Genomic DNA, 22,623 nt, shown 5'->3' with positions numbered 1-22,623 from the left:
CGAGAGTTCGACATGGGCAGCGGCCCACCGGAGTCCGGTGGGCCGCTGCATCACGCGAGAGCTACTTCAGGATCACCCGAGTCACTCGTTGTCGGCGCCGGGCAGCGCCCCACCGGGGACCTGCGACGGCGTGTAGATCGTGGAGTCACCCGGGTAGGGCAGGTCCCAGTTGTGCGTCTGGTACCACGTGTACCGGTTCATCTGCTCCGGGTGGGAGAAGTCCGCGCGCGGAGTCTTCCCGCTGAAGTGCTGCTTCTGCGCCCACTTCTCCCACTCCACCGAGGTGGACACCTGCGCGGGTGCCACCGTGGGGGCAACCGGAGGGTTGGCCACCTCGTCCAGGCCGCACTCAGGTGCGGTCTTGACGTTCTCGGTGAGGGGAATGCGGTTCGGCAGGGCAGTGAACGGCGTGAGGTCCGGCCTCTGCGAGAACGCGTTGAACATCGGCGTGGCCGCAGCAACCTTCTGGTTCAGCGGCTCGGCCCCGAGGATCTGCTCGATCGTTCGAACCATGTTGATCTGCGAGTAGTACGTCGAGACCGTCTTGCCGTGGACCGCATACGGGCTGATGACCTGGATCGGTGCACGGTGACCGTCGACGTGGTCAGGGCCGTTCTGGCTGTCGTCCTCGACCACGAAGATCGCCGAGTCCTTCCACCACTTGCTGTGCGAGATCGTGTCGACGATCTTGCCCACCGCCAGGTCACCATCGGCGACCTGGGCGCGCGGGTCGGGAGCGCCACCGGTGTGGTCGCTCGAGAGCCACATCATCTGGAAGTTCGCGGGGCCCTGCTTCTCGAACTCCTGCTTCCAGATCTGGTAGCGGTACAGGTCCGGGATGTTCGAGTCGAACATCGGCGAATCGTGGTTGGAGATCGCGTTGAGGGACGGGATCGGTGAGACCTGGTTGACCCGGATCGCGGGATCGGTGAGCTGGGCGGGGTCGCCACCGGCCTCCACGCTCTTCGTCGCGCAGTAGTACTTCTGCCAGGTCGCGCCGGCCGGCTTGTTCTCGAAGAAGGAGAACTCACCGAAGTTGCGGGCGGTGTTGCCAGCCGCCTGGACCGCGGTCCACAAGAAGCCGGAGCGCTGGTGTCCCAAGACGTCGTTCTCGGTGTCGTAGGAACGGGTGTACTCACCGGCGCTCGACTCGGTGTACTCCGGGTTGTCACCCTGCATGAGCCAGTTGTGACCCTCGGCGGAGTTGGTGCCGACGTCGTAGGTGTTGTCGTAGAGGCCGAACTGGCGGGCCAACGCGTGGGTGTTGGGGGTGACCTGCTCCCCGAACTGGGCCAAGGTCGGGTCCCCGTTCCCCTCCGGCATGTCGCCGTGGACCTGGTCGTAGGTCCGGTTCTCCTTGACCAGCAGGAAGACGTGCTTGATGGTCGACGGATCGCCGATGCGCTTGGGCACCGCAACCGGCTTGACCTTGCGGTTGCCCTTGGCCCGCTCCACATCGGAGTCCTTCTTGCCCCAACCGTTCTGAGTGAACACCTGCGGCGTGTAGGTCCTCCGGATTGCGGTGTCACTCGGCAGGCTGAACCGGGTCAGTGAGGCGGTGGTGCTGTGCGTGCCGTGGCCGGTGGCGGGCGTGGTGCCGTAGCCCGCGTTGTAGGTGATCTCCGGGCCACGGGCGTCGATGCCGCGACGGTTGGCCACGACGAGCTCGTCACCCACGGGGAAGACGTCCTCGGGGTAGAAGTCGGTCGGGAGCAGGCCGACATAGCTGACCGGGTCAAGGGCATTCGCGCCGAGCTTGTAGACGGCGACCGCGTTCGCCCGTCCGAGGGTGACCAGGAGTCGATCGTCCTTGACGGTCATTCCGGTCGGCTCGTAGCCGACCTTCGAGCTGGCCCAGGGCTGGGTCGCGATGGTCTGGACGACCTTGTCGGTCTTCGTGTCGACGACCGAGATGGTGTCGTCGTTGGTGTTGGCGACATAGAGGTCGGTGCCGTTGAGGTGCATGGCGGTCGGGTGCAGGCCGACCTCGAGCGAAGCGACCGGCGCACCGGCAGTCGCCGTGTCGATGACGCTGAGTATGCCGTTGGTCGAGGTGCCGAGAACCGGGTTGGCCGGGACGTTGGTGCCGTACGACTCGATCGTGGTCTCACCGGGCCTGGCCAGGCGGCCACCCTCGTCGGAGACATAGAGCTTGGTGCCGACGAACTTCACCTGGCGCGGGGCGATGCCCACGTTCCAGGTCCGGGTGATCGTGCCGGCGACCGGATCGATGGCGACAACCGAGTTCTGACCGTTGACCGCGGCATACAGGGTCTTGCCGTCCGCAGAGAAGGTCATGCCGGCGGTGAGCGCCTGGCGGCTCGGCGTGGCCAAGGTGGGGATGGCGATCTTCGTCCCGGCCGAAAGGGTGCCGTCGGCCTTGACGGGGAAGCGAGTGATCCCCGTGGCGTTCGGCATGAAGAGGAACTGGCCGTCGGGCGAGTACGTGGGACCTTCCTGGCCGACGGTGTTGTCCGCCGGGCGCAGATTGGCGCCAGCAGCAGTGCCCGCGCGGAAGATCAGCGCGTTGTTCCGGAGGTCGAAAATCTGCAGGGAGATCGAGCGGTCGTTCGCGGTCGCCGCGAGGTAGCGGCCGTCCGGGCTGATGGTCGAGCCCATGAACTTGCCGTACTCGGTAAGGAGCCGCTGACCGATCGGCTTGATCAGCTGGTTCGAGGAGATCTGCCGGCCGTTCGCATACTCGGTGCCGACCAGGTTCTCGCCGAAGCCATTGGTCGTGCCGTAGGCGATCCCTCCGGTGACGACCAGGGCGAGCGAACCAGCAGTGACTGCCATCAGGTGGCGGGAGACGTGGCGGCCTGCGGCCTTCTCCACGCGATTGCGTGTGACGCGCATGGGAAACCTTTCTTGAGTTGTGTGTTGAGTTGTGTTTTCAGTTGTTACTTCTCGAGCAGGTCGACGAGACCGTCGAACTGCCACAGGGGGTTGGGTGCATCCCCCGTCTGGGTGTGGACCAGGAAGTAGCCGTTGACTTCCTTGGGTCCGTCGCCGTCGGCCATGTAGCGGCCGTCCGGCAGGACATCGAGCTGGTAGATGGCGTTGGCTGACCCGGCGGCACCGGGCACTGTCCAGGTCACGACGCAGCGCCAGTCGTTGCCCGGGCCGGTGTCCTCGACCCGGTCGCCACCCTTGTCGCACTCGGCGGTTGACCTGAGCTGGTCCTCACTCATCGCCGGTCGGTTCAGCTCGGTGTTCTGGAGCACGTAGAGGTGCGAGAAAGAGGTGGCCAGGGAGGCCTCGAGCTTGGCCCGGTTGATGCCGCTGCCGGCCACCCCGGTCACCGTTGACACGGCAGCTGCGGTCGCGATGAACAGGCCGACGAGCGGGAGCAGACCCGTGACCGCGAACCGACGGGCGGAACCGTCGTTGGCGAGGTCGGTGAAGTCGCGCCGGACAAAGGTTCGGTAGGCCAGGTAGGTCGCCAACCCCGCCCAGGCCACGCTGACCACGAGGCCGATGCCGAGCATGCCGACCTGGGCCGGTTCCGTGAACAGACCTCTGTATGCCGTGAAGGGGCTCGTCGGCGTTGCCGCCCGAAGGGCGACCGGGGCCGGCATCAGGTGGACCAGGTCGAGGACGACGGCGAACACCACCGGCATGAGCAGGCCGAGCGGCGAGCGACCGAAGGAGACCGAACCGAGCAGGCCGATGGCCGAGAAGGCCAGCGTCGGCGGGATGACTGTGGCCCAGGAGAGGAGGACCAACCCGGAGAGCTCGCCCGAGCTGATCAGGTGTCCGTCGAGACCGGGCACCGGGTGGCTGCCCACGACCAGCAGCCCGCCGACGATGGACGAGATCACGAGCGGCACGAACAGGGCGAGCGTCACGGTCAGCGCCGCGAGCGCCTTGGCGCCGAAGATCAACCGCGGCGAGCGGACCGTGACCAGCAGGTGGCGCCAGGTTCCGAGCCGGTCCTCCACGGCGTAGATGTCGCCGGACACGACACTCGTGAGGAGCGGCAGGACGAGCGTGCCCATAAACACGAGGATGACCAGGGATCCGGCCCAGCCCGACTGGTTCATCCACCGTCCGTAGACAGAGTCGGCGGGCAAGGAGGTCTGGCTGCTCACGACTGCGGTGTAGAGGGCGGGGACGACGAGGCAGGCGAGGAAGACTGCCTTCAGACGCCACTGGGCGAGGAGCTTGACCAGCTCGAAGCGGTAGACGGCGGCCAGACCGGTTCGCGCGGCCGGAGCGGTCGGCGATGGAGGACCTGTCGGCGCAGCCTCCCCTTGGGAGTCAGGACGGTCGAGAGTGGTCGTCATCGCGCGGGCTCCTCGACAAGGGTGGGTTCACGTGGGGTGAGCTGCTCCGGGAAGTAGCTCTGCGTGTCGGCCCCCGTCAGCGCCAGGAACGCCGCTTCGAGCGGTGGGACGGTCGGTGCCAGCTCGCGGATCGCGATTCCTGATCGGACCAGATCACCCACGAGGACGTCGACGGCGGACTCGTGACCGCGCACGACCATCGCCCGCGCATCGGCCAGGCCAAGGGTGTCGCGGGTGTGGACGATCTGCAGGCCGGGCGTTGACGCGGCAACCTCTCTGGCCCCGTCGCCGTCCGACGTGAGGATCCGGTAGTCGAGGAGTCCGCCTTCGACGGCGAGTTTTTTCGGGGGCCCGGAGAAGACCATTTGGCCGGTCGACAGCAGGGTGACGTCGGTGCACAGCGCGGCGAGGTCGTCCATCCGGTGGCTCGACAGGATCACCGTGGCGCCAGCCTCGGCGAAGTCGGTGAGGACACGGTGCACCTGACGCTTGCCGGCCGGGTCGAGGCCGTTGGCCGGCTCGTCGAGGATGAGCAGCCGGGGTTCACTGAGCAGTGCCGCGGCCAGACCAAGACGTTGGCGCATCCCCAGGGAGAACCCGCGCACCGGGTCGTCCGCGACATCCTCGAGGCCGACCTTGGCCAAGGCATCGTCGACGTCATCGCGACGATGACGCTGACCTCGAAGGCTCACGACCGAGAAGAGGTTCTGGCGCGCCGTCAGGGATGGGTAGAGCCCGGGTCCGTCCACGAAGCCGGCGACACCCTCCGGGGTCGACAGCACGGGGCCGACCGGCGCACCCAAGACCTCGAGGCTTCCGGAATCGGCCACTGCAAGGCCGAGCAGCAGACCGAGCAGGGTGGTCTTGCCTGCGCCGTTGGGCCCGACGAGTCCATGAATCTGACCCGGTTCGACATCGAGATCCAGGGCGTCGAGTGCGACGACGTCACCGAACTTCTTGGTGAGTCCGCGCGCCCGGACCGCCGTGCTCCGATTCATGATGTGTGTCTCCCGTAGTTGCTCGCGCCCCTGCCTTGAGGGAAGTTACGAGCGCGAGGGAGACGTGGCGGGTCCCCTACGACGAACGCAGGGGAAACGCGCACCGAACTTTCGAGAGGTCAGCAGCGCAGCATGAATGGATGCTGAACACTGTCGGCCGACTTCGTGGAGCGAAGGTCTGCGGCCGGCAAAGTGGCCTCAGTCGCGGCGCAGGGTCACCTGGGCGACGTCGAGATAGCCAGAGGCGAATCCGGCCTCGCAGTAGGCGAGGTAGAACTCCCACATCCGCTTGAACGTCTCGTCGAACGTGCCGCCCTCGATCTGCGGCCACGCCTCGAGAAACTGAAAACGCCAGCGCCGCAACGTTTCTGCGTAGTCGCCGCCGAACGCGCGCACGTCGCGAACCTTCAGTCCCGTATGCCGTCCGGTCACCTCCGAGATCGCGTCCAGTGAGGGGATGAGGCCACCGGGGAAGATGTACTTCTGGATCCAGCCGTAGGAGTTGCGGGTCGCGAGGTAGCGGTTGTGGTCCATGAGAATCGCCTGGACGGCAGCAGTGCCACCGGGTGCCAGGAGGTTGTCGATCGCCCCGAAGTACGTCGGCCAGTACTCCTCGCCCACGGCCTCGATCATCTCGACCGAGACGATGGCATCGAACTCCCCCGTCACCTCGCGGTAGTCCTGCAGCCGCACCTCGACGCGGTCGGTGAGACCGGCGGCGGCGATGCGTTCCTGGGCCAGCGCCCGCTGCTCGTGGGAGAGGGTGATCGACAGGACGTCGGCGCCGCGGGCCGCTGCGCGCAGCGCGAGTTCGCCCCAGCCCGTGCCGATCTCGAGGACGCGCGAGCCCGGGCCGACGGCCGTCGAGTCGAGGATGGCGTCGATCTTGCGGTGCTGTGCCTCGACGAGGTCCTGGCCGGCCAGCGGCTTGGTGTGGTCGAACAGGGCCGACGAATAGGACATCGTCGGGTCGAGGAACGCGGCAAAGAGGTCGTTGGAGAGGTCGTAGTGCGCCTCGATGTTGGCGCGGCTGCCGGTGAGCGTGTTGCGGGTGCCGGCGGGCAGGGCGCGGTCAGCGATGCGTCGCAGGGACAGCAGGGGCTTGGGCAGGAGCTGCCCCATCCTGGCCGCGAACGGCAACAGTGCCTGGGCGAGGTCGGTGCCGGGGGCCGCGCGCCAGTCGCCGGCCATGTAGGCCTCGCCCAGACCGATCTTGGGGTGCTGCTCGATGCGCCGATACATCGCGGCGGCACGAACGATGTCGAGCGTCGGACCAGCCTCGCTGCCGCCGCCAACGTGCGAACCGTCGGGGTAGCGCAACCGCACCGGCACACCGGCGACGATCTTGTGGATCAGCGTGCGCGCGACGGCTCCCCGCGTGAACAGCGTCTTGGCAGTGGGGATTTCGAAGGACGGAAGGACATCGGTAGTCATCGGACGCTCTCCTCGGAGGCAGGGGGACGGGGTTGGACAGGCAGGCGGCGGGCCCACAGTCGGATGCCGTGCATCCGGATGAGTGCGGTCACCCGCTGGGTCATGAGGGGGTGGCGGGCGACAGTGGCCAGCACGGAGCGCGGCGTCGCGGGGACGAGCTCACCCTCGACCACGGCGGTGAGCACGAGCTGGCCCTCGCGGTGCAGCCTGATGCCCACGGACACCCGGTCGGCGTCGAGGTGGAACCGGATCGCGTACTCCCCCGACGTGTCGTTGAAGGGTGAGACGTAGAAGTCCTTGTCCACGGAGGCGGCGCCGCTGGGATCGGGCGCGACGGCATACGCATGCCGTCCGCCGTAGGTGTTGTGCACTTCCACGACGACACCGCGCAGGACTCCGGTGTCCGTGAGGCACCAGTAGGCGGTCATCGGGTCGAAGACGTGCCCGAGGACGCGGGCGTTCGTCAGTGCGACGACGCGCGTCACACCCTCGGCGGGTATGCCGCTGCGCTCGAGACAGCGCAGGACGTTCGCCTTGAGCTCGGCGTGGGATCCGGAGCCGGCCAGGTGGTCTTCCGGGTGAAAGGATGCGACCGGGCTCAGCCAGGCCGGGAGGGTCAGGGGCTCATCGAGGTCGATGAGCCACTGGTAGTGCCGGTGGGTGAACGTGTGGCGCATCGGCATGTGCCGGGTGTGGTGGACCCGACCGACGACGAGGGCCGGCAGGGTGGGGAGATCCAGCGCCACGACCCCAGCATCCGTCACGACCCCAGCATCCGTCACAACCCCAACATCCGTGGAGAGGGCTGGCATGTCCACCGTCATGTCCACTGCACCCCGAGAGCATGGGCGGCCTCGACGCCGGAGCGGCAGCCGTCCTCGTGGAAGCCCCAGCCCCAGTGCGCACCGGCGAAGGCCGTGCGGGTGGTGGTGATCTCGTCGCGGCGGCGCTGGGCGCGCACGGCGTCGAGGTCGTGGATGGGGTGGGCGTAGTCCATGACCGCGATGACCTTGGCCGGGTCGATGAGAGCCGTCGCGTTGAGGGTGACGTAGAGCGGGTCGGCGGACGGCAGGCCCTGCAGGCGCGTCATGTCATAGGTGACGACGGGTCCGGTTGTTCCCTCGTCGTGGCCGGGGCGAGCCACGCGGTAGTTCCAGGACGCGCGGGCCCACTTCGCGGACGGCAGGAGCGACTCGTCGCGGTGGAGCACGGTCTCGTTGCGCGAGTAGCGGAACGCGCCCAGGACCTCCTTCTCGGCGGGGGTCGCGTCGACGAGCAGGTGCAGGGCGTCGTCGGCGTGGGTGGCGATGACGACGTGGTCGAATCGCTCGTCGCCGGCCCGGGTCGTGATGGTGACTGCGTCGTCGTCGCGCTCGATTCCGAGGACTCCCTGCCCACGTCGCACATCGGTCAGTCGCGCGGCGAGCGCCTCGACGTAGGTGGCCGAGCCGCCCACGACGGTGCGCCACTGCGGTGACCCGGTGACGCTGAGCATCCCGTGGTGGTCGAGGAACTCGAAGAGGTAGCGCGCGGGGTAGTCCATGGCGTCGCCGCGCCCGCTGGACCACACGCACGAGACGAGCGGCACGGCATACAACTCGACGAAGCTCGACGGGAAGCTGCGCGCGGCGATGAACTCCCCATAGGTCGTCCGGTCGTCGGCATCGGTCGCTGAGAGGAAGGCGGTGGCCTCGGTGTGGAAGCGACGCACCGAGCGCAGCATCGTGAGGAAGTCGCGGGAGAGCAGCTGACGGGGTCGGGCGAGGAAGCCGGTGATGCCACGGCCGCCGGCGTACTGCAGGCCACTCGCGGGGTCCAGGATCGACATCGACATCTCCGTGTCGCGTACGGGGATGTCGAGCTCACCGAAGAGCCGCTGCAGGTGGGGGTACGTGCGGTCGTTGTGGACGATGAATCCGGTGTCGACGCGGACGGCACCCTCACCGTCCGAGGTCTCGACGGTGTGGGTGTGGGCGTGTCCGCCGAGCCGGGGATCGGCTTCGAACAGGGTGACGTGGTGGTGCCGCGAGAGCACGTGCGCCGCCGTCAACCCGGACACTCCGGAGCCGACGACAGCGGTGCGAGGGGCGGCGGCTGTCGAGGTCATGCTGTCCATTCGTCGCGCCGGGTGAGATTGGATTGGGTCCATCTTGGCCGCCATGCACCCAATCCGCGCGAGGGAGCCCTACGAATGACGACTGTGAGCACTTCATCCCCTGACCTCGCCCCCCGGATCGCCGACGCGCTGGTTCCCCTCCTGCGTGGGCCACTTCCCATCGGGCTGCGGGCATGGGACGGCTCCCGAGCGGGACCGGAGGAGGGGCCGGTCCTCGTTCTGCGCTCACCGCAGGCGCTGCGGCGACTGTTGTGGTCGCCGGGTGAGCTCGGCGCGGCGCAGGCCTACGTGACCGGCGAGATCGACGTCCAGGGCGACGTCGGCGAGGCGCTCGACGTGGCCCGCACCGTCCTCGCCGAGCGTGGAGTCGATCGCCTGCCGGTGGGTGCGCTTGCCCGCTCGGCGCCGCGACTCGTGGCCCTGGCCCGTGAGGTGGGTGTCCTCCGCGGGCCGCTCGAGGCTCCGGCGAGCCAGGCCCGGCTGCGCGGTCGGCTGCACTCCGTTGGTCGTGACCGGTCGGCCATCAGCCACCACTACGACCTCTCCAACGCGTTCTACGAGCTCCTGCTCGACCCGCACATGGCCTACTCCTCGGGGTGGTGGAGCGCAGACCCCAACCGGACCCAGCAGTCGCTGGAGTCCGCCCAGTCCGCCAAGCTCGATCTCGTCTGCCGCAAGATCGGTCTGTACGAGGGTTCGCATTTCCTCGACGTGGGCTGTGGCTGGGGTTCTCTGTCCCTGTATGCCGCAGAGCACTACGGCGCGAAGGTCACCGGCGTGACCATCGCCAAGGAGCAGAAGGCGTTCATCGACGCCCGCATCCGCGAGCGCGGCCTCGAGGACCGGGTCGAGATCCGGCTGCAGGACTACCGCGAGGTGAACGACGGGCCGTACGACGCGGTGGCGTCGCTCGAGATGGGTGAGCATGTCGGCCAGGGCAACTACCCGGCCTATGTGTCCGTCCTTCGCGAAGCGGTGAAGCCCGGCGGATATGTCCTCATCCAGCAGATGTCACGTCGTGGACGTCACCCCGGTGGAGGGCCGTTCATCGAGTCGTTCATCGCGCCCGACATGCACATGCGGCCTGTCGGCGAGACGGTCGAGCTCATCGAGTCCGGCGGGCTGGAGGTGCGTGACGTGCACGCGATGCGGGAGCACTACGTGTGGACCGTCGATGCGTGGCTCGAGACGTTCGAGAAGAACTGGGCGGCCGTCGTCGAACTCGTCGGTGAGGAGGTCGCCCGCGTGTGGCGGCTGTATCTCGTCGGAGGCAGCCAGGCGTTCCGTGACGGCCGCATGGGTGTCGACCAGATCCTGTCCCGTCGTTCAGGCGGGGCACCCGTGGCGCATGACACGGTGCGTTGATGCATCGTTTCCTGCTCGTCACGCTCAGCTCACTCGTCGCCGCTGCCGTCGTCATGGGCGTCACTGCCCTCATTGCCCGACGGCTCGGCAGGATCAGTGTCGTCGACATCGCGTGGGGCCTCGTCTTCGTGGTCATCGCGGGGGTCTGCGCCTTCTTCGGTGCGGGCCCCCGCGGGATCCTGCTCGCTGTGCTCGTGACCGTGTGGGGTGGGCGTCTGGCGTGGCACATCCGCCGCCGGGCGCTGGGTGCCGGCGAGGACCCCCGCTACGAGAAGATGCTGTCCGCGGCGCCGCCGGAAAAGCGTTTTGCGTATGCCGTCCGCAAGGTGTTCGTCGTCCAGGGCCTCGCGGCATACGTCGTCTCTCTGCCCCTTCAGGTAGCCGCGGCGGCAACGGGGTTGCACCCGCTCGGCTGGGTGGCAGCGCTCGGCGTCGTCGTGTTCCTCGTGGGGATCGGGTTCGAGGCGATCGGCGACGCGCAGCTGGCTCGGTTCAAGGCGGACCCGGCCAACAAGGGTCGGATCATGGATCGCGGCCTGTGGGCGTGGACACGGCACCCGAACTACTTCGGTGACGCCGCAGTCTGGTGGGGGCTGTGGCTCATTGCGTCCGAGGTCTGGCCAGCAGTGCTGACGGTGTTCTCGCCGATCGTCATGACCTACTTCCTCGCCTTCGCCACCGGGGCGCGGCTGCTGGAGTCCGAGATGGCCAAACGTCCCGGCTACCCCGAATACATGCAGCGCACCTCGATGTTCTTCCCGCGACCTCCCCGTAGGCCATCCGCGAGCTGACGGCAGCATTCTGGCTGGTCACTGGCCGTTTCTCACCCTGCACCAAGCCACCGGAAGCCGCCTCTGGGGGCTACTTTCAAAGGTGCTGAGGACTTTTCCTCACCACACCGAAGGAGTGAACCCCATGGACACCATCTGGTGGTTGGTCATCGCAGTCGTCGTGCTCGCCCTGCTTGCGCTGCTCCTCATGCAGATGCGGAAGCGGAGCGAGGAGTCCCGGCGCCAACAGGCCTCTGAGGTGCGCGAGGAGGCCCAGGAGCACTCACAAGTCCTCCATGAACGCGAGGCGCACGCGAGTCAGGCGGATGCCGCAGCCCGTCAGGCGCGTGCCGATGCCGAGCTCAAGCTGGCCGAGGCGGAGAAGCTCGAGAACGAGCGGGCCCGACGCGGCACCGCGGCAGCGGAGACCCGCTCCGAGCTCGACGAGAAGATGCGGCGGGCAGATGAGCTCGACCCCGACGTCGACACCAGCGCCGACGGCTACCGCGCTGATGAGCGGGACGGCCTCCGCGCTGATGATCGGGACGGCCTCCGCGCCGACGACGACGCCCGCCTGCGCGACTCCGACCGCGTGGGTGACGACACCCGTCGCCTCGACGACGGCGACGACGGCGACCTCACCCGCCGCTCCCGCCGGGACATCTGACCCGACCCTGACTCATGGCCCACAGCGGCCGACGCCCGTGACGCACCCGGACTCGTCGCTGTGGGCCAGGAGCTGGCCCGCCCGGCAGTGGGTCAGCGGGCGATGGAGCTCAGGGCGTGGATGACGATCCCGGCGAGGGCGCCGACGATCGTGCCGTTGATCCGGATGAACTGCAGGTCGCGCCCGACCTGCAGCTCGATCCGCTCCGAGGCCTCGCGCCCGTCCCACTTCTCGACCGTCACCGAGATCACCTCGGCCAGCTCGGATCCGTAGGTGTTGACGAAGAACGACACGGCCTCCCCGAGGTGCCCTTCGAGCCGCGAGCGCCATTCCTCGTCCTCGACCAGGTGCTGGCCGAGGTGCTCGAGGAGCTCCTCACCGCGCACGTGGAGGTAGGACTGCGAGTCGTCCATGGCTGCCTCCAGCGCGGCCTTGAACGAGTTCCACAACCCGACCGCGGTCTCGGGCACCTGAGGGTGGGACAGCAGCCGGGCCTTGAGCGACTCGGCCCGCTGCATGACGTCCTCGTCGGTCTGTAGGTCGTGAGCCAGCCGAGCCAGCAGGTCGTCGAGGGCCAAACGCGCCGGATGGTTGGGCGTGACCTGGATGTCGTGCAGCCAGGTGAGCACCTGCTGATAGCTCCAGCCGATGACCTTGTCATCCACCCATGGCGGTGACCACCACGGCGCGCGCTCGCCGATCACGGCTTGGAACGTGCCCGGGTTCTCCCTGAGCCAGTCGTGCAGCTGCTCGAGGCCGAGGTCCACGAGTCCGTGGTGCGTCTTCTCCGCCACGACGCCCTCGAGGAGCGAGCCGGCGATCGGACTGATCGGCTCGGTCGCCAGTCGGGGCAGGACGAACTTCTCGATGACCTCGCGCACGTCGTCATCGGACATGCGCCCCAAGCCAGCGCGGGTTGCCCGGACGACCTCGGCCATCACCCGTTGACGGTGCTGGGCCTCGCCGAGCCACAACCCCAACCGCTCCCCGACCCGGGCCGCCGTGAGCCGCTCACGCGCGATCTCCTCGGTGAGGAAGTTCTCCGTGACGAAGTCCTGGAGGTTGCGTCCGATCTCGTTCTTGCGCTTGGGGATGATCGCCGTGTGCGGCACCGGGATCCCCAACGGGTGGCGGAACAGTGCCGTCACCGCGAACCAGTCCGCGAGCGCCCCGATCATCGCGGCCTCGGCCCCGGCCTTGACGTAGCCCAGCCAACCGGTCTCGTGACGCAACGTCACGGCATACACGATCGCGGCGAGCACGAGCAGAGCGAGGGCAAGCGCGCGCATGCGGCGCAGGCCGACGCGGCGCTGCGCGTCGGCGGGTGACGGGGCCAGGAGACTCACAGGCACGATCCTGCTACACCTCGCCTCATAGAGTGGTGCCGTGCATTTCCTCAACGACCTCCAGCCGCAGTTCGACCTCACCTACGACGACGTCTTCATGGTGCCGAACCAGTCGGATGTCACCAGCCGCCTTGACGTCGACCTCAGCTCCGACGACGACACGGGCACGACCATCCCCCTCGTCGTCGCCAACATGACCGCCATCGCCGGACGCCGCATGGCCGAGACGACCGCTCGCCGTGGAGCGCTGACGATCATCCCGCAGGACATCCCTCGTGACGTCGTCAGCGAGGTCATCGGCTGGACCAAGCAGCGCCACCTCGTCTTCGACACGGCCATCACCCTCGACCCGCACACCACCGTCGGCGAGGCGCAGGTCCTCATCGGCAAGCGGGCCCACGGCGCGGCGGTCGTCATCGAGGGCGACAAGCCGATTGGCGTCGTGACCGAGAAGGACCTCGGCGGGGTCGACCGCTTCGTCCAGGTGCGTGACGTCATGTCGCGTGACCTCGTCACCGTGCGCGACGACGTTGACGTCGTCGGAGCCTTCGACACCCTCAACGAGAGTCGTCGTCGCCTCGCTCCGGTCGTCGCCGCGGACGGCACGCTCGTCGGAGTCCTCACCCGCCAAGGAGCACTGCGCGCCAACCTCTATTCCCCTGCGCTCGACGCCAACGGCGCGCTCCGCATCGGCGCGGCGGTCGGCATCAACGGCGACGTCGCAGCCAAGGCCGCACAGCTTCTCGAAGCCGGCGCGGACGTCCTCGTCATCGACACCGCTCACGGCCACCAGCGCAAGATGCTCGAGGCCCTCAAGGCCGTGCGCGACCTCGACCCCCAGGTTCCGATCGTCGCCGGCAACGTCGTCAGCGCCGCTGGCACCCGGGACCTCATCAAGGCGGGCGCTGACATCGTCAAGGTCGGCGTCGGCCCCGGAGCCATGTGCACCACCCGCATGATGACGGCTGTGGGTCGCCCGCAGTTCTCCGCAGTCCTCGAATGCGCCTCTGCTGCAAGGGAGCTCGGCAAGCACGTCTGGGCCGACGGCGGTGTCCGCCACCCCCGCGACGTGGCCCTCGCCCTCGCCGCCGGGGCGTCCAACGTCATGATCGGCTCGTGGTTCGCCGGCACGCTCGAGTCACCCGGCGACCTCTTCAGCGACGAGAAGGGCCGCCAGTTCAAGGAGTCCTTCGGCATGGCGTCCTCGCGTGCCGTGCGCAACCGGACCGCGACCGACTCCGCCTACGAGCGCGCCCGCAAGGCCATGTTCGAGGAGGGCATCAGCTCGGCCCGCATGTTCATCGACCCCGCCCGCCCCTCGGTCGAGGACGTCATCGACGAGATCATCGCCGGCCTCCGCAGCAGCTGCACCTATGCCGGCGCGCGCACCCTCGCCGAGTTCCACGAGCGCGCGACGGTTGGCATCCAGAGCACCGCCGGCTTTGCCGAAGGCCGCCCGCTGCACCAGTCCTGGTGACCCTGCCCGGCGTGCGCGCCACCTCGCGTCGACCGATCGCGTATGCCGTCCTCGCGGCTTTCGTTGTCGTCCTCACCCTTGTGGTCGGCTGGCTCACGACGCCACGGACACAGGGCCTTGAGGGCGAGTGGGAGACCGCTGCCGTGCGCGGCGAGGTACTCGGTGGGCGCGCCCTCGTGGGCGCCGACTCGACGGTCGCCATCGACCTCGTCAGTGGCACGCGCATCACCCTCGGCTCGGTGACCGACGGGACCCCGGCCATCGGCGCGGGTCGCCTGCTCGTCCTGCAGGGGTCGAGGCTCGATGGGGCGGGACTCGACGGGCGCTCCCGATGGACGTGGCAGGGCCCTCCGGCCCACCAGCTCGCCCTCGTGGCGGCGGCCCCGTCGCTGACGGTCGCGCAGGCCTGCGGTGGGACGCCGGTCGCCTGCCGGCTCATCGGTGTGGACAACAACGGCAAGGAGTCGTGGCAGACCCCTCAGCCGACGGCCACCGGCACGTCGAAGCCCACGGTCGGCGCGGACGGAAGCCTGCCGACCGTCGGGGTCCTCACTGCCTCCGACGGCACGCTCCTGCTCGTCGACCCCGCAACCAGCCGGGTCGTGCTCCGACCGGCCGCCGTCGCCTCCGTCGGCCGAGACGGCGCCCTGACCCTGAGCACGACCTCGGGCGGCCAGTGCACCCGCACGACGTTCCAGACCCTGGACCGCACGTCGATCGCCTCGACCCCTGGCCCCTGCCCCGCCGCCGCAACCGGAGCTGAAGCGGGGGCCAAGCCCGGGTCGGACGCGTCAGCGACGACCACGACCACCTCGACGCGTTCGGGCGTGTGGTGGTGGCCGTTCGGCGACGGAAGGCCGACACTCACGGTGAGCGGACGGCATACCGGACGGGTTGTCAGTCGCGAAGCGCTCCACACGCTGCGCATCGACGACACGGGTCTCACCGTCCTCGACGGCGAGACGGTGCGGCGCTACTCGTGGCTCAGCGGCGGCTGAGGGTCGCGAGAAAGCCGACGATCCCGGCCGTCCACCACGCCACCTGAGAGACGACGAGACTGGCGATCATCGCGATCCGGTGACGTCGGGGCAGCTCGGAGATCCCGTGGATCCGTGGCTTGAGGAGGCTCAACCGAGCCCCCAGCCGGCGCACCGCCACCCCGTTGTTGACCAGGGCCAGGACGGCCAACTGCTTGACCCAGGTCGTCGGTTCGCGAAGGTCGGGGCCGAGGAACGCGCCCGTGACGATGATCAGGAGCAGGCCCATCCACACGAGTGGGTGGGCCGCCTCGCCGATCCGCAGCGAGTCACGGAAGGTGCGCAGCCCCGACAGCCAGACGAGACCGTGCCAGTCCACGAGCAGCACTGCCCCGAAGCCGACAACCATGCCGATGAGGTGCCCGCCGAGGGCGATGTCATGGCCGACGCCGGACGCCTCGAGGAAGGGTGACAAGGCCAGGGCGAGGGCCCAGCCCGCTGTGACGATGGCGTGCCAACGCCACTGGACCTGACGCATGGCCGAGGCCCATGGGCGTGGCGAACTTCCCTCCACGGAACTGTCAGTGGAGGAGGTCATGGCCACATACAAGGCCATAGGGGGGTACACCGTGCCCCAAACGGACCATTTGCGAGGTCGCGGACACCAAATGAGCCATTCGCCTTCCCCGTGAACGAACGGCTGGAACCATCAGGCAGGTGGGGAGACACTCCGGAACGAATGCCAGCCTGGTGACCGCCGTCGTGGTCGCAGGCGTCGTCCTCGTCGCAGGCGGCGGCACGTGGGCGATGGGCTCGATCCTCAAGGACGACCCAGGTTCGGCCAGCGCCGGACCCAGCACCTCGGCGAGCGTGAGCGCACCTGCGTCGTCCACGCCGGAGCCAACACCCTCGGCCTCCACACCGTCATCCACGCCATCACCCAGCACCCCCGACGCCACGACAGCCTCAGCCGAGGTGCGCGCAGCATGTGTCGCTCAGGTCAGGGCCGCCGAGGGCATCGCCGCCGCCGCCAAGAACTCCGCCGCCCACTGGAAGGCGCACACCGACGCCTACCTCCAGAAGAAGAACGGGAAGTTCACCCTGGCGCAGACGAAGGCGCAGTATGCCGCGTCGAAGTCGTTCGGTCTCGCGGACGAGAAGGCCATCGCGGCGACGACCAAGGCGTTCACGGCGACGGGAGCTGCGTGCGGCGATGCCGCCAGGGCCGCATCAGCGGATGCTGACATCGCTGCCTGCACGACGCGACTCAAGGCCCTCGAGGCCGTCCGGCTCACCGGCACCAAGGTGCAGGACGAGTGGTCCGCCCACCTGCGCATGATGGACAAGAAGGCGCACACCGATGGTGGCGCCTACTTCACGACGTGGGTGAAGGCCGTGGGCAGCGCGCAGAAGAGCGTGCCCGCCTACGCGGCCGCCGCGGCGGTGGTCGCGAAGGCCCCGGCCTGCACCTGAGCATCGCCGTGACATGGGTACGTTGACGTCATGACCTATGACGTTGAAGCGGTCCGCTCACTCTTCCCGGCGCTCCGCGAAGGAGCGGCCCACTTCGATGGGCCCGGCGGGTCCCAGACCCCGACCCCGGTGGCGGAGGCCGTGCGCGACACCTTGGTGTCGGCGATCTCCAACCGTGGCGACGTCACGGCGAGCGAACGACGAGCCGAGTCGGTGGTCGTCGAGGCACGCGCCGCCATGGCGGACCTGCTCGGCGCCGACCCGCGAGGTGTCGTCTTCGGGCGCAGCGCCACGGCACTGACCTACGACCTGTCGCGGGCCCTGGCCCGCACCTGGAGGGCCGGCGACGAGGTCATCGTCACCCGCCTCGACCACGACTCCAACATCCGCCCGTGGGTCCAGGCAGCCGAGTCGGTGGGTGCTGTCGTCAAGTGGGCCGACTTCGAGGCCGAGACGGGCGAGCTGCACTCCGAGGCAGTGACCTCTCTCATCACCGAACGCACCCGACTCGTCGCGACGAGTGCCGCCTCCAACCTCATCGGCACCAAACCGCCCGTCTGCAAGATCGCCCGGGCCGTCCACGAGGTCGGGGCGATGCACTGGGTCGACGGGGTGCACTCGACAGCTCATGCCTCGGTCGACCTGGAGGTGCTCGGCGTTGACTTCTGGACCTGCTCGCCCTACAAGTTCCTCGGCCCCCACCTCGGCGTCGTGGCGGCCTCCCCCGCACTGCTCGAGACCCTGACGATGGACAAGCTGCTGCCGTCCAGCGATGCGGTGCCCGAGCGTTTTGAGTTGGGGACGCTGCCCTATGAGCTGCTGGCCGGTGCGACTGCCGCGGTCGACGTGCTCGCCGGTTTGGACCCGTCCGCGACCGGCTCGCGTCGCGAACGCATCCTCGCGAGCTTCGACGCGTTGCAGCAGCACGAGCACCGGCTCCTCGACCGGCTCGAAGCCGGACTGCTGGGTATGCCGGGTGTGCGGCTGTTCTCGAATGCTCGCAAGCGCACGCCCACCGTTCTTTTCACCGTGGACGGGAAGTCGCCCCAGGAGGTGCGGCGGGCCCTGGCCGAGAGCGGCGTCAACGCGCCGGCCGGGCACTTCTACGCGATCGAGGCTTCACGTCATCTGGGGCTCGGGGACGGGGGTGGCGTCCGGGTCGGACTCGCGCCCTACACCGACGGCAGCGACATCGACCGCCTCCTGACGGCCCTCGCCGACCTCAGCTGAATCCCCAGTTCCCGGCTAGCCTGATCGACGTGACGAGATCGTGGGAGGGGGACGGCCCGCTGCCCTGGGTCGGCATGGTCGTGACGGTCGGCGTGGCCGCGCTCTGTGCCGCCGCGCTCCTGCCGACCGGGTTGTCCGCCGTGGCCGACGGCGGCCTCGACGCCGGCTGGCGCTGGGGCCTCGCCGCGCTGCTCGTCGCCCTCCACCTCACCCTCGTCCCACCGCTGGTCACGCAATGGCCCGTGGTCGCCCTCGCCATCGGTTCGGCCAGCATGCTGGGCCTGGTCGTGGCGCCAGACCTCGGCGGCACACTCGCCGCGGAGTCGGGCGGCGCTGTCCCTCCGGTCTTCCTTCCCAGTGGACTCGTGTGGTTCGTGCTCCTGTATGCCGTGAGCGCCCGGACCGTTGCCCCGTGGCCGTCCATCGGCCTGGCCACAGGGCTCGTCGGAAGCGTCCTCGTCCTTGTGCGCCTGTGGGACTCCAGCGCGTCCGAGGCGCTCCAGGGACCTCTCGGGTGGCGGCTGCTGCTCGGCGGTTCGCTGCTGGCAGGCACCGTCGCCGCCTGGGCCCTGGGCCGCTACCGTGCCACGCGACAGGCATGGACGGCGGCGCTCTCCGATCGGGCTGCGGCGCAGGAACGCCGCCGCATCGCCCGCGAGATGCACGACGTCGTCGCCCATTCGCTCGCTGTCGTCGTCGCCCAGGCCGAGGGCGGTCGCATGCTGGCGGCGACCCAACCCGAGCGGGCACCGGAGATTCTCGACGGCATCGCCTCGCAGGGGCGAGAGGCGCTCGGACAGATGCGTGGCCTGCTCGGGGTGTTGCGTGAGGCCGGGGACGGTTCCGTCGCCGACGGGTCGGGCGCCGAGGCGCCTCAGCCGACGCTGGCCGACCTGCCCACACTCGTTGCGCAGGTCCGGGCCACCGGCCATCAGGTCGAGCTCGAGACCTTCGGGGACCCGAGGCGAGTCGACCCGGGAACGGCCCTGACGGCATACCGCGTCGTGCAGGAATCCCTGACCAACGTCGTCAAGCACGCAGGGCGGGGCGCCACTGCCCGCGTCAGCGTCGACTGGACGAACGGACTCACCCTCACTGTCAGCGACGACGGGACAGGTGCGCCCGCGCCTGCGGCTGGTGTTGGGCGAGGGCTCATCGGGATGCATGAGCGCATCGAATTGGTCGGCGGCACCCTTGCCGTGGGACCGCAGACCGACGGTGGGTGGCAGACGTGCGCGAGGATTCCGGCATGAGGGCTGACGAGCCGATCCGTGTTGCGCTGGTCGATGACCAGGAACTGATGCGCTCCGCCCTGCGCATGACCGTGGAGTCCCAGCCGGACCTTGTGCTCGTCGGTGAGGCCAGCGACGGGCACGAAGCCCTGGCGCTGGTCCGGGCCCATCGGGTCGACGTCGTGCTCATGGACCTGCGGATGCCGCGCCTCGACGGGATCAAGGCGACCGAGGTGATCACGGCCGAACTTCCGGCCACCCGGGTCGTGGCGTTGACGACCTTCGACCTGGATGAGTACGCGTTCGCCGCGATCCGCGCCGGCGCGAGCGCCTTCCTGCTCAAGGATGCGCGGGCCGAGGAGATCATCGAGGCCATCCGGGTCGTGCATGCCGGTCAGGCAGTGGTGGCCCCCTCGACGACGCGGCGCCTCATCGAGCACCTCGCCTCGACCCCGGACTTCGACCCGTCCCGTGGCGAGGCGGTGTTGGAGGCTCTGACGCCACGTGAGTCCGAGGTGTTGCGCCGGATCGCGACGGGTGCCACGAATGCCGAGATCGCCACGGCCATGCACCTGTCCGGCACGACCGTGAAGACCCACGTCGGTCACGTCCTCGCCAAGCTGGGCCTGCGTGACCGGGTTCAGGCAGTGGTGCTCGCCTACGAGTCAGGTCTCGTGCGTCCGGGTCAGTGACACCTCCTCCTGAAGGATGAGAAGGACGGGCCTGCGCGACGAGGCCACGTCGGTGGGTTCGGGGCGAACGTGGGTGCATGACAACTCACTCGCACGAAAAAGGCACAGGCACAGGCGAACTGGCGCCTCCGGCATACGACAACTCTGCGATCGGCCAACGGCCGGGGCGCATCACCAGGACAGCCCCTTGGCTGGCCGGACTCTGGGTGGGGGCCTACGTGCCCATGGCGGTGCTGCACCTGGTGCGGGACACCGACCCGCCGTGGACGCACTCACCCGCGTCCGCCCTGGCGGCCCTCACTTCGGGGCAGGTGTCCGCCCTGATCATCGCGCTGGGCCTGATCGCCGCTGCCGCGCTCGCAGCTGTGACGGCATCGCGTCGCGTCGGTCGCGTCCGGATGGGTGGATGGCTGCTCATCGCGGTCGGACTCATCCTCACGCTGGCGGTCGCCGACGCTCGCTCCCTGAGCTTCGTCGGCTACGGCCCGATGCTCCTGCTCGGGCTCTTCGGTGTCGGGCCGGTCGCGACCGGAGGCGTCAGTGCGGAGGTCATCACCGGCTCCCTGCTCTCTCTGGGATCGACAACGGCCGGGATCGGCATGCTCGTCGCTGGGGCACACGCCGTGTCCGATCGAGGCGGCCGGTCCCTGTGGGGCACGCCGGAGCGAACCCGGCTCATCACGCGGTGGGCAGTGGGGATCGCGGCCGTCATCCCGGTCATGTATGCCGTGACCCGGATCGCGTGGACCGTCGGCGTCCCGCTCGGAGTCAGTGACGAGTTCCTCGTTGACCTTGGTGATGCGAAATGGGCCGGCTTCGGTCTGGGTGCCTTCGCGGTCGTCGGCGCCCTGCTCACTCTCGGTCTGGTCCAGCGGTGGGGCGAGGTGTTCTGGTCGTGGGTGCCGGTGATCGGTGGGCGACCGGTACCGGTCGGCATGGCCGTGATCCCTGCACTGTTCGTGGCGGCGATCGTCACGTCCGCCGGCACGGGGTTCTGGGGCTCGGTCTTCTCCGGCCACCTTGCCGACCTGCCCGGTGCGCAGGAGGACTGGGCGGCGTGGGCCCCGGAGATGCTGTGGCCCGCATGGGGAATCGCTCTGGCCGTGGCCGCCCTCGCCTATCGCCGCCGTCGGCTGACTGGCACGGCCGGGTCCTGACGTCAATCTCCCCCGCTGTGCACTGCTGCAGTACGGCGCAGCGGTGCACAGCCGTGCGGGTCACGAGGGACCCGTCAGGAACCCTTCCCGGGTGATGTCGGCGATGGAGACGGCTCCGGTGAGGCCCATCGTCAGGTCGAGTTCGGCGATGACGTTGTCGATGACATCACGCACCCCCTTGGCGCCGTCGAGTGCCAGCCCGTAGATGTGCGGACGACCGATGAGTGCCGCGTCCGCGCCGAGGGCCAAGGCGACGAAGACGTCGGCACCGGTGCGGATGCCGCTGTCGAGGAGGACGACGGGGTCCCGGCCGAGTCGATCGCGGATCGAGACAAGGGCATCGAGCGAGGCGATCGACCGGTCCACCTGACGGCCCCCATGGTTCGACACGATGATCCCGTCGATGCCCAGGTCCACCGCACGTTGGGCGTCGTCGGGATGCAGGATTCCCTTGAGCAACACTGGAAGTCGCGTCCGCTCACGCAGGGTCTCGATGTGCGCCCACGACAGCCCCGGGTTCGAGTAGATGTCGAGGAACGTCTCCACGGCGGCCCGCGGCTCCGCTGAGCGCAGGTTGTCGCGAGTGCCGCCGGGGTGGCGACGCGACTGGTTGAGCAAGGTCCGCGCTCCGCTGGCGGCAGCGATGAGCTTCTCCGCTCCCTTGGTCCCGGCAAGCGGTGAGGGTTCGTCGCCGGCGGCAGCGACGCGCTCCCGCACGATCTCCATGAAGCGCGGGTCGGAGGTGTACTGCGCGATGCCGATGCCCTGGGTGAACGGCAGCGACCCGAGGTCAAGGTCTAGGGTGCGCCAGCCGAGCATCGTCGTGTCAAGGGTGACGACGAGGGCTTTGGCGCCTGCGGCCTCAGCGCGTCCGATGAGTGAGTCGACCAGGCCCTCGTCGACCGACCAGTAGAGCTGGAACCACCAGGGGACGTCCCCCATCGCCTTCGCCGTCTCCTCCATGGGCGAGCAGCCCTGGGTCGAGAAGATGTAGGGCGTTCCTGCAGCCGAAGCACCGCGGGCGATGTCGAGGTCCGAGTCAGGGGCGACCAGTTCCGCGGCCCCGACAGGAGCCAGCATCACCGGTGCGGCGAGGGGCGTGCCGAGGATCTCGGTGCGCAGGTCGCGGGTCGTGTTGCCGTGGAGCATCCGAGGCACGATCTGCCAGCGGTCGAAGGCGGCACGGTTGGCCCGAACGGTCGCACCGGCACCCGCACCACCGGAAACGTAGGCCCACGCCTGGGCGCTCATCTCCCTGCGGGCCCGGCCCTCGAGCTCGCCAGGGTCGGTCGGCACGCGGGGCGGCTGGCCGAGGGTCCCGCGGCGATAGATCGCACTCTGCCGGGTGCGCCCTGGTCCGATGGCCGGCTCTGAAGGGGTCTGCTCAGTCACCTCGCCAAACT

At 69.0% G+C, this 22,623-nt stretch carries 19 protein-coding genes; 10 read left to right on the top strand and 9 right to left on the bottom strand.

The window, feature by feature from the left end:
* Nucleotides 1-81 precede the first annotated feature (81 nt).
* The 6 genes from ACFQRE_RS05330 to ACFQRE_RS05305 form a co-directional block, all read right to left on the bottom strand.
* A complete protein-coding gene (locus ACFQRE_RS05330) occupies nucleotides 82-2,856 on the bottom strand; it encodes a bifunctional YncE family protein/alkaline phosphatase family protein (protein WP_380119685.1) in 2,775 nt (924 codons plus the stop codon).
* Nucleotides 2,857-2,900: 44 nt separating this feature from the next.
* Nucleotides 2,901-4,286: an ABC transporter permease gene (locus ACFQRE_RS05325; RefSeq protein WP_380119683.1), complete on the bottom strand. Its 1,386-nt coding sequence runs from the start codon at nucleotides 4,284-4,286 to the stop codon at nucleotides 2,901-2,903.
* Nucleotides 4,283-5,284, bottom strand: a complete 1,002-nt coding sequence (locus tag ACFQRE_RS05320; RefSeq protein ID WP_380119681.1) for an ABC transporter ATP-binding protein — start codon at nucleotides 5,282-5,284, stop codon at nucleotides 4,283-4,285. The genes ACFQRE_RS05325 and ACFQRE_RS05320 overlap by 4 nt, the downstream gene beginning before the upstream one ends.
* Before the next feature lie 198 nt (nucleotides 5,285-5,482).
* On the bottom strand, nucleotides 5,483-6,718 hold the full coding sequence (locus ACFQRE_RS05315; RefSeq protein WP_380119679.1) for a class I SAM-dependent methyltransferase: 1,236 nt from the start codon (nucleotides 6,716-6,718) through the stop codon (nucleotides 5,483-5,485).
* Nucleotides 6,715-7,482: a DUF1365 domain-containing protein gene (locus tag ACFQRE_RS05310; protein WP_380119677.1), complete on the bottom strand. Its 768-nt coding sequence runs from the start codon at nucleotides 7,480-7,482 to the stop codon at nucleotides 6,715-6,717. Before ACFQRE_RS05310 ends, ACFQRE_RS05315 begins: the two co-directional genes overlap by 4 nt.
* A 56-nt stretch (nucleotides 7,483-7,538) precedes the next feature.
* Nucleotides 7,539-8,825, bottom strand: coding sequence for an NAD(P)/FAD-dependent oxidoreductase (locus ACFQRE_RS05305; protein WP_380119675.1), 1,287 nt, complete (start codon nucleotides 8,823-8,825; stop codon nucleotides 7,539-7,541).
* Between the two features lie 84 nt (nucleotides 8,826-8,909).
* Between ACFQRE_RS05305 and ACFQRE_RS05300 the strand changes: the two genes are divergently transcribed.
* From ACFQRE_RS05300 to ACFQRE_RS05290, 3 genes are all read left to right on the top strand, one after another.
* Entirely contained in the window at nucleotides 8,910-10,199 is a 1,290-nt protein-coding gene (locus ACFQRE_RS05300; RefSeq protein ID WP_380119673.1) for a class I SAM-dependent methyltransferase, read from the top strand.
* Nucleotides 10,199-10,990, top strand: a complete 792-nt coding sequence (locus tag ACFQRE_RS05295; protein WP_380119671.1) for a DUF1295 domain-containing protein — start codon at nucleotides 10,199-10,201, stop codon at nucleotides 10,988-10,990. The genes ACFQRE_RS05300 and ACFQRE_RS05295 overlap by 1 nt, the downstream gene beginning before the upstream one ends.
* Nucleotides 10,991-11,114: 124 nt before the next feature.
* Nucleotides 11,115-11,636, top strand: coding sequence for a hypothetical protein (locus tag ACFQRE_RS05290; protein ID WP_380119668.1), 522 nt, complete (start codon nucleotides 11,115-11,117; stop codon nucleotides 11,634-11,636).
* A gap of 92 nt (nucleotides 11,637-11,728) precedes the next feature.
* Here the strand turns inward: ACFQRE_RS05290 and ACFQRE_RS05285 are convergent, their stop codons facing one another.
* Nucleotides 11,729-12,982, bottom strand: a complete 1,254-nt coding sequence (locus tag ACFQRE_RS05285; protein WP_380119666.1) for a DUF445 domain-containing protein — start codon at nucleotides 12,980-12,982, stop codon at nucleotides 11,729-11,731.
* A gap of 40 nt (nucleotides 12,983-13,022) precedes the next feature.
* On the opposite strand from ACFQRE_RS05285, the gene ACFQRE_RS05280 reads away from it, so the two are divergent.
* Both ACFQRE_RS05280 and ACFQRE_RS05275 read left to right on the top strand, forming a co-directional pair.
* Nucleotides 13,023-14,459 carry a GuaB1 family IMP dehydrogenase-related protein gene (locus tag ACFQRE_RS05280; protein ID WP_380119664.1) on the top strand — a complete coding sequence of 479 codons (1,437 nt, stop codon included), beginning with the start codon at nucleotides 13,023-13,025 and terminating at the stop codon, nucleotides 14,457-14,459.
* An 11-nt stretch (nucleotides 14,460-14,470) separates the two neighbouring features.
* The gene (locus ACFQRE_RS05275; protein ID WP_380119662.1) at nucleotides 14,471-15,457 is read left to right on the top strand and encodes a hypothetical protein; all 987 of its coding nucleotides are present in this window, start codon (nucleotides 14,471-14,473) and stop codon (nucleotides 15,455-15,457) included.
* On the opposite strand, the gene ACFQRE_RS05270 is transcribed toward ACFQRE_RS05275, so the two are convergent.
* The gene (locus ACFQRE_RS05270; RefSeq protein ID WP_380119660.1) at nucleotides 15,444-16,034 is read right to left on the bottom strand and encodes a hypothetical protein; all 591 of its coding nucleotides are present in this window, start codon (nucleotides 16,032-16,034) and stop codon (nucleotides 15,444-15,446) included. The two genes, ACFQRE_RS05275 and ACFQRE_RS05270, sit on opposite strands and share 14 nt — an antisense overlap.
* A gap of 152 nt (nucleotides 16,035-16,186) precedes the next feature.
* On the opposite strand from ACFQRE_RS05270, the gene ACFQRE_RS05265 reads away from it, so the two are divergent.
* The 5 genes from ACFQRE_RS05265 (at nucleotide 16,187) to ACFQRE_RS05245 (ending at nucleotide 21,220) form a co-directional block, all read left to right on the top strand.
* A complete protein-coding gene (locus tag ACFQRE_RS05265) occupies nucleotides 16,187-16,909 on the top strand; it encodes a hypothetical protein (protein WP_380119658.1) in 723 nt (240 codons plus the stop codon).
* A gap of 30 nt (nucleotides 16,910-16,939) precedes the next feature.
* Nucleotides 16,940-18,139 carry a cysteine desulfurase-like protein gene (locus ACFQRE_RS05260; RefSeq protein WP_380119656.1) on the top strand — a complete coding sequence of 400 codons (1,200 nt, stop codon included), beginning with the start codon at nucleotides 16,940-16,942 and terminating at the stop codon, nucleotides 18,137-18,139.
* 29 nt (nucleotides 18,140-18,168) lie between these two features.
* Nucleotides 18,169-19,392: a sensor histidine kinase gene (locus tag ACFQRE_RS05255; RefSeq protein ID WP_380119654.1), complete on the top strand. Its 1,224-nt coding sequence runs from the start codon at nucleotides 18,169-18,171 to the stop codon at nucleotides 19,390-19,392.
* Nucleotides 19,389-20,063 (top strand): response regulator, encoded by a 675-nt coding sequence (locus ACFQRE_RS05250; protein ID WP_380119652.1) that lies wholly within the window; start codon nucleotides 19,389-19,391, stop codon nucleotides 20,061-20,063. Before ACFQRE_RS05255 ends, ACFQRE_RS05250 begins: the two co-directional genes overlap by 4 nt.
* Nucleotides 20,064-20,140: 77 nt before the next feature.
* Nucleotides 20,141-21,220, top strand: a complete 1,080-nt coding sequence (locus tag ACFQRE_RS05245) for a hypothetical protein (protein WP_380119650.1) — start codon at nucleotides 20,141-20,143, stop codon at nucleotides 21,218-21,220.
* A gap of 60 nt (nucleotides 21,221-21,280) precedes the next feature.
* Here the strand turns inward: ACFQRE_RS05245 and ACFQRE_RS05240 are convergent, their stop codons facing one another.
* A complete protein-coding gene (locus tag ACFQRE_RS05240) occupies nucleotides 21,281-22,612 on the bottom strand; it encodes a lactate 2-monooxygenase (protein ID WP_380119648.1) in 1,332 nt (443 codons plus the stop codon).
* Between the last annotated feature and the right edge of the window lie 11 nt (nucleotides 22,613-22,623).

It is taken from the genome of Knoellia pratensis (assembly GCF_042666395.1).
Classification (GTDB): domain Bacteria; phylum Actinomycetota; class Actinomycetes; order Actinomycetales; family Dermatophilaceae; genus Knoellia; species Knoellia pratensis.
Note: the sequence above shows the minus strand (reverse complement) of the source record. Positions and strands in the feature narration are given on the sequence as shown.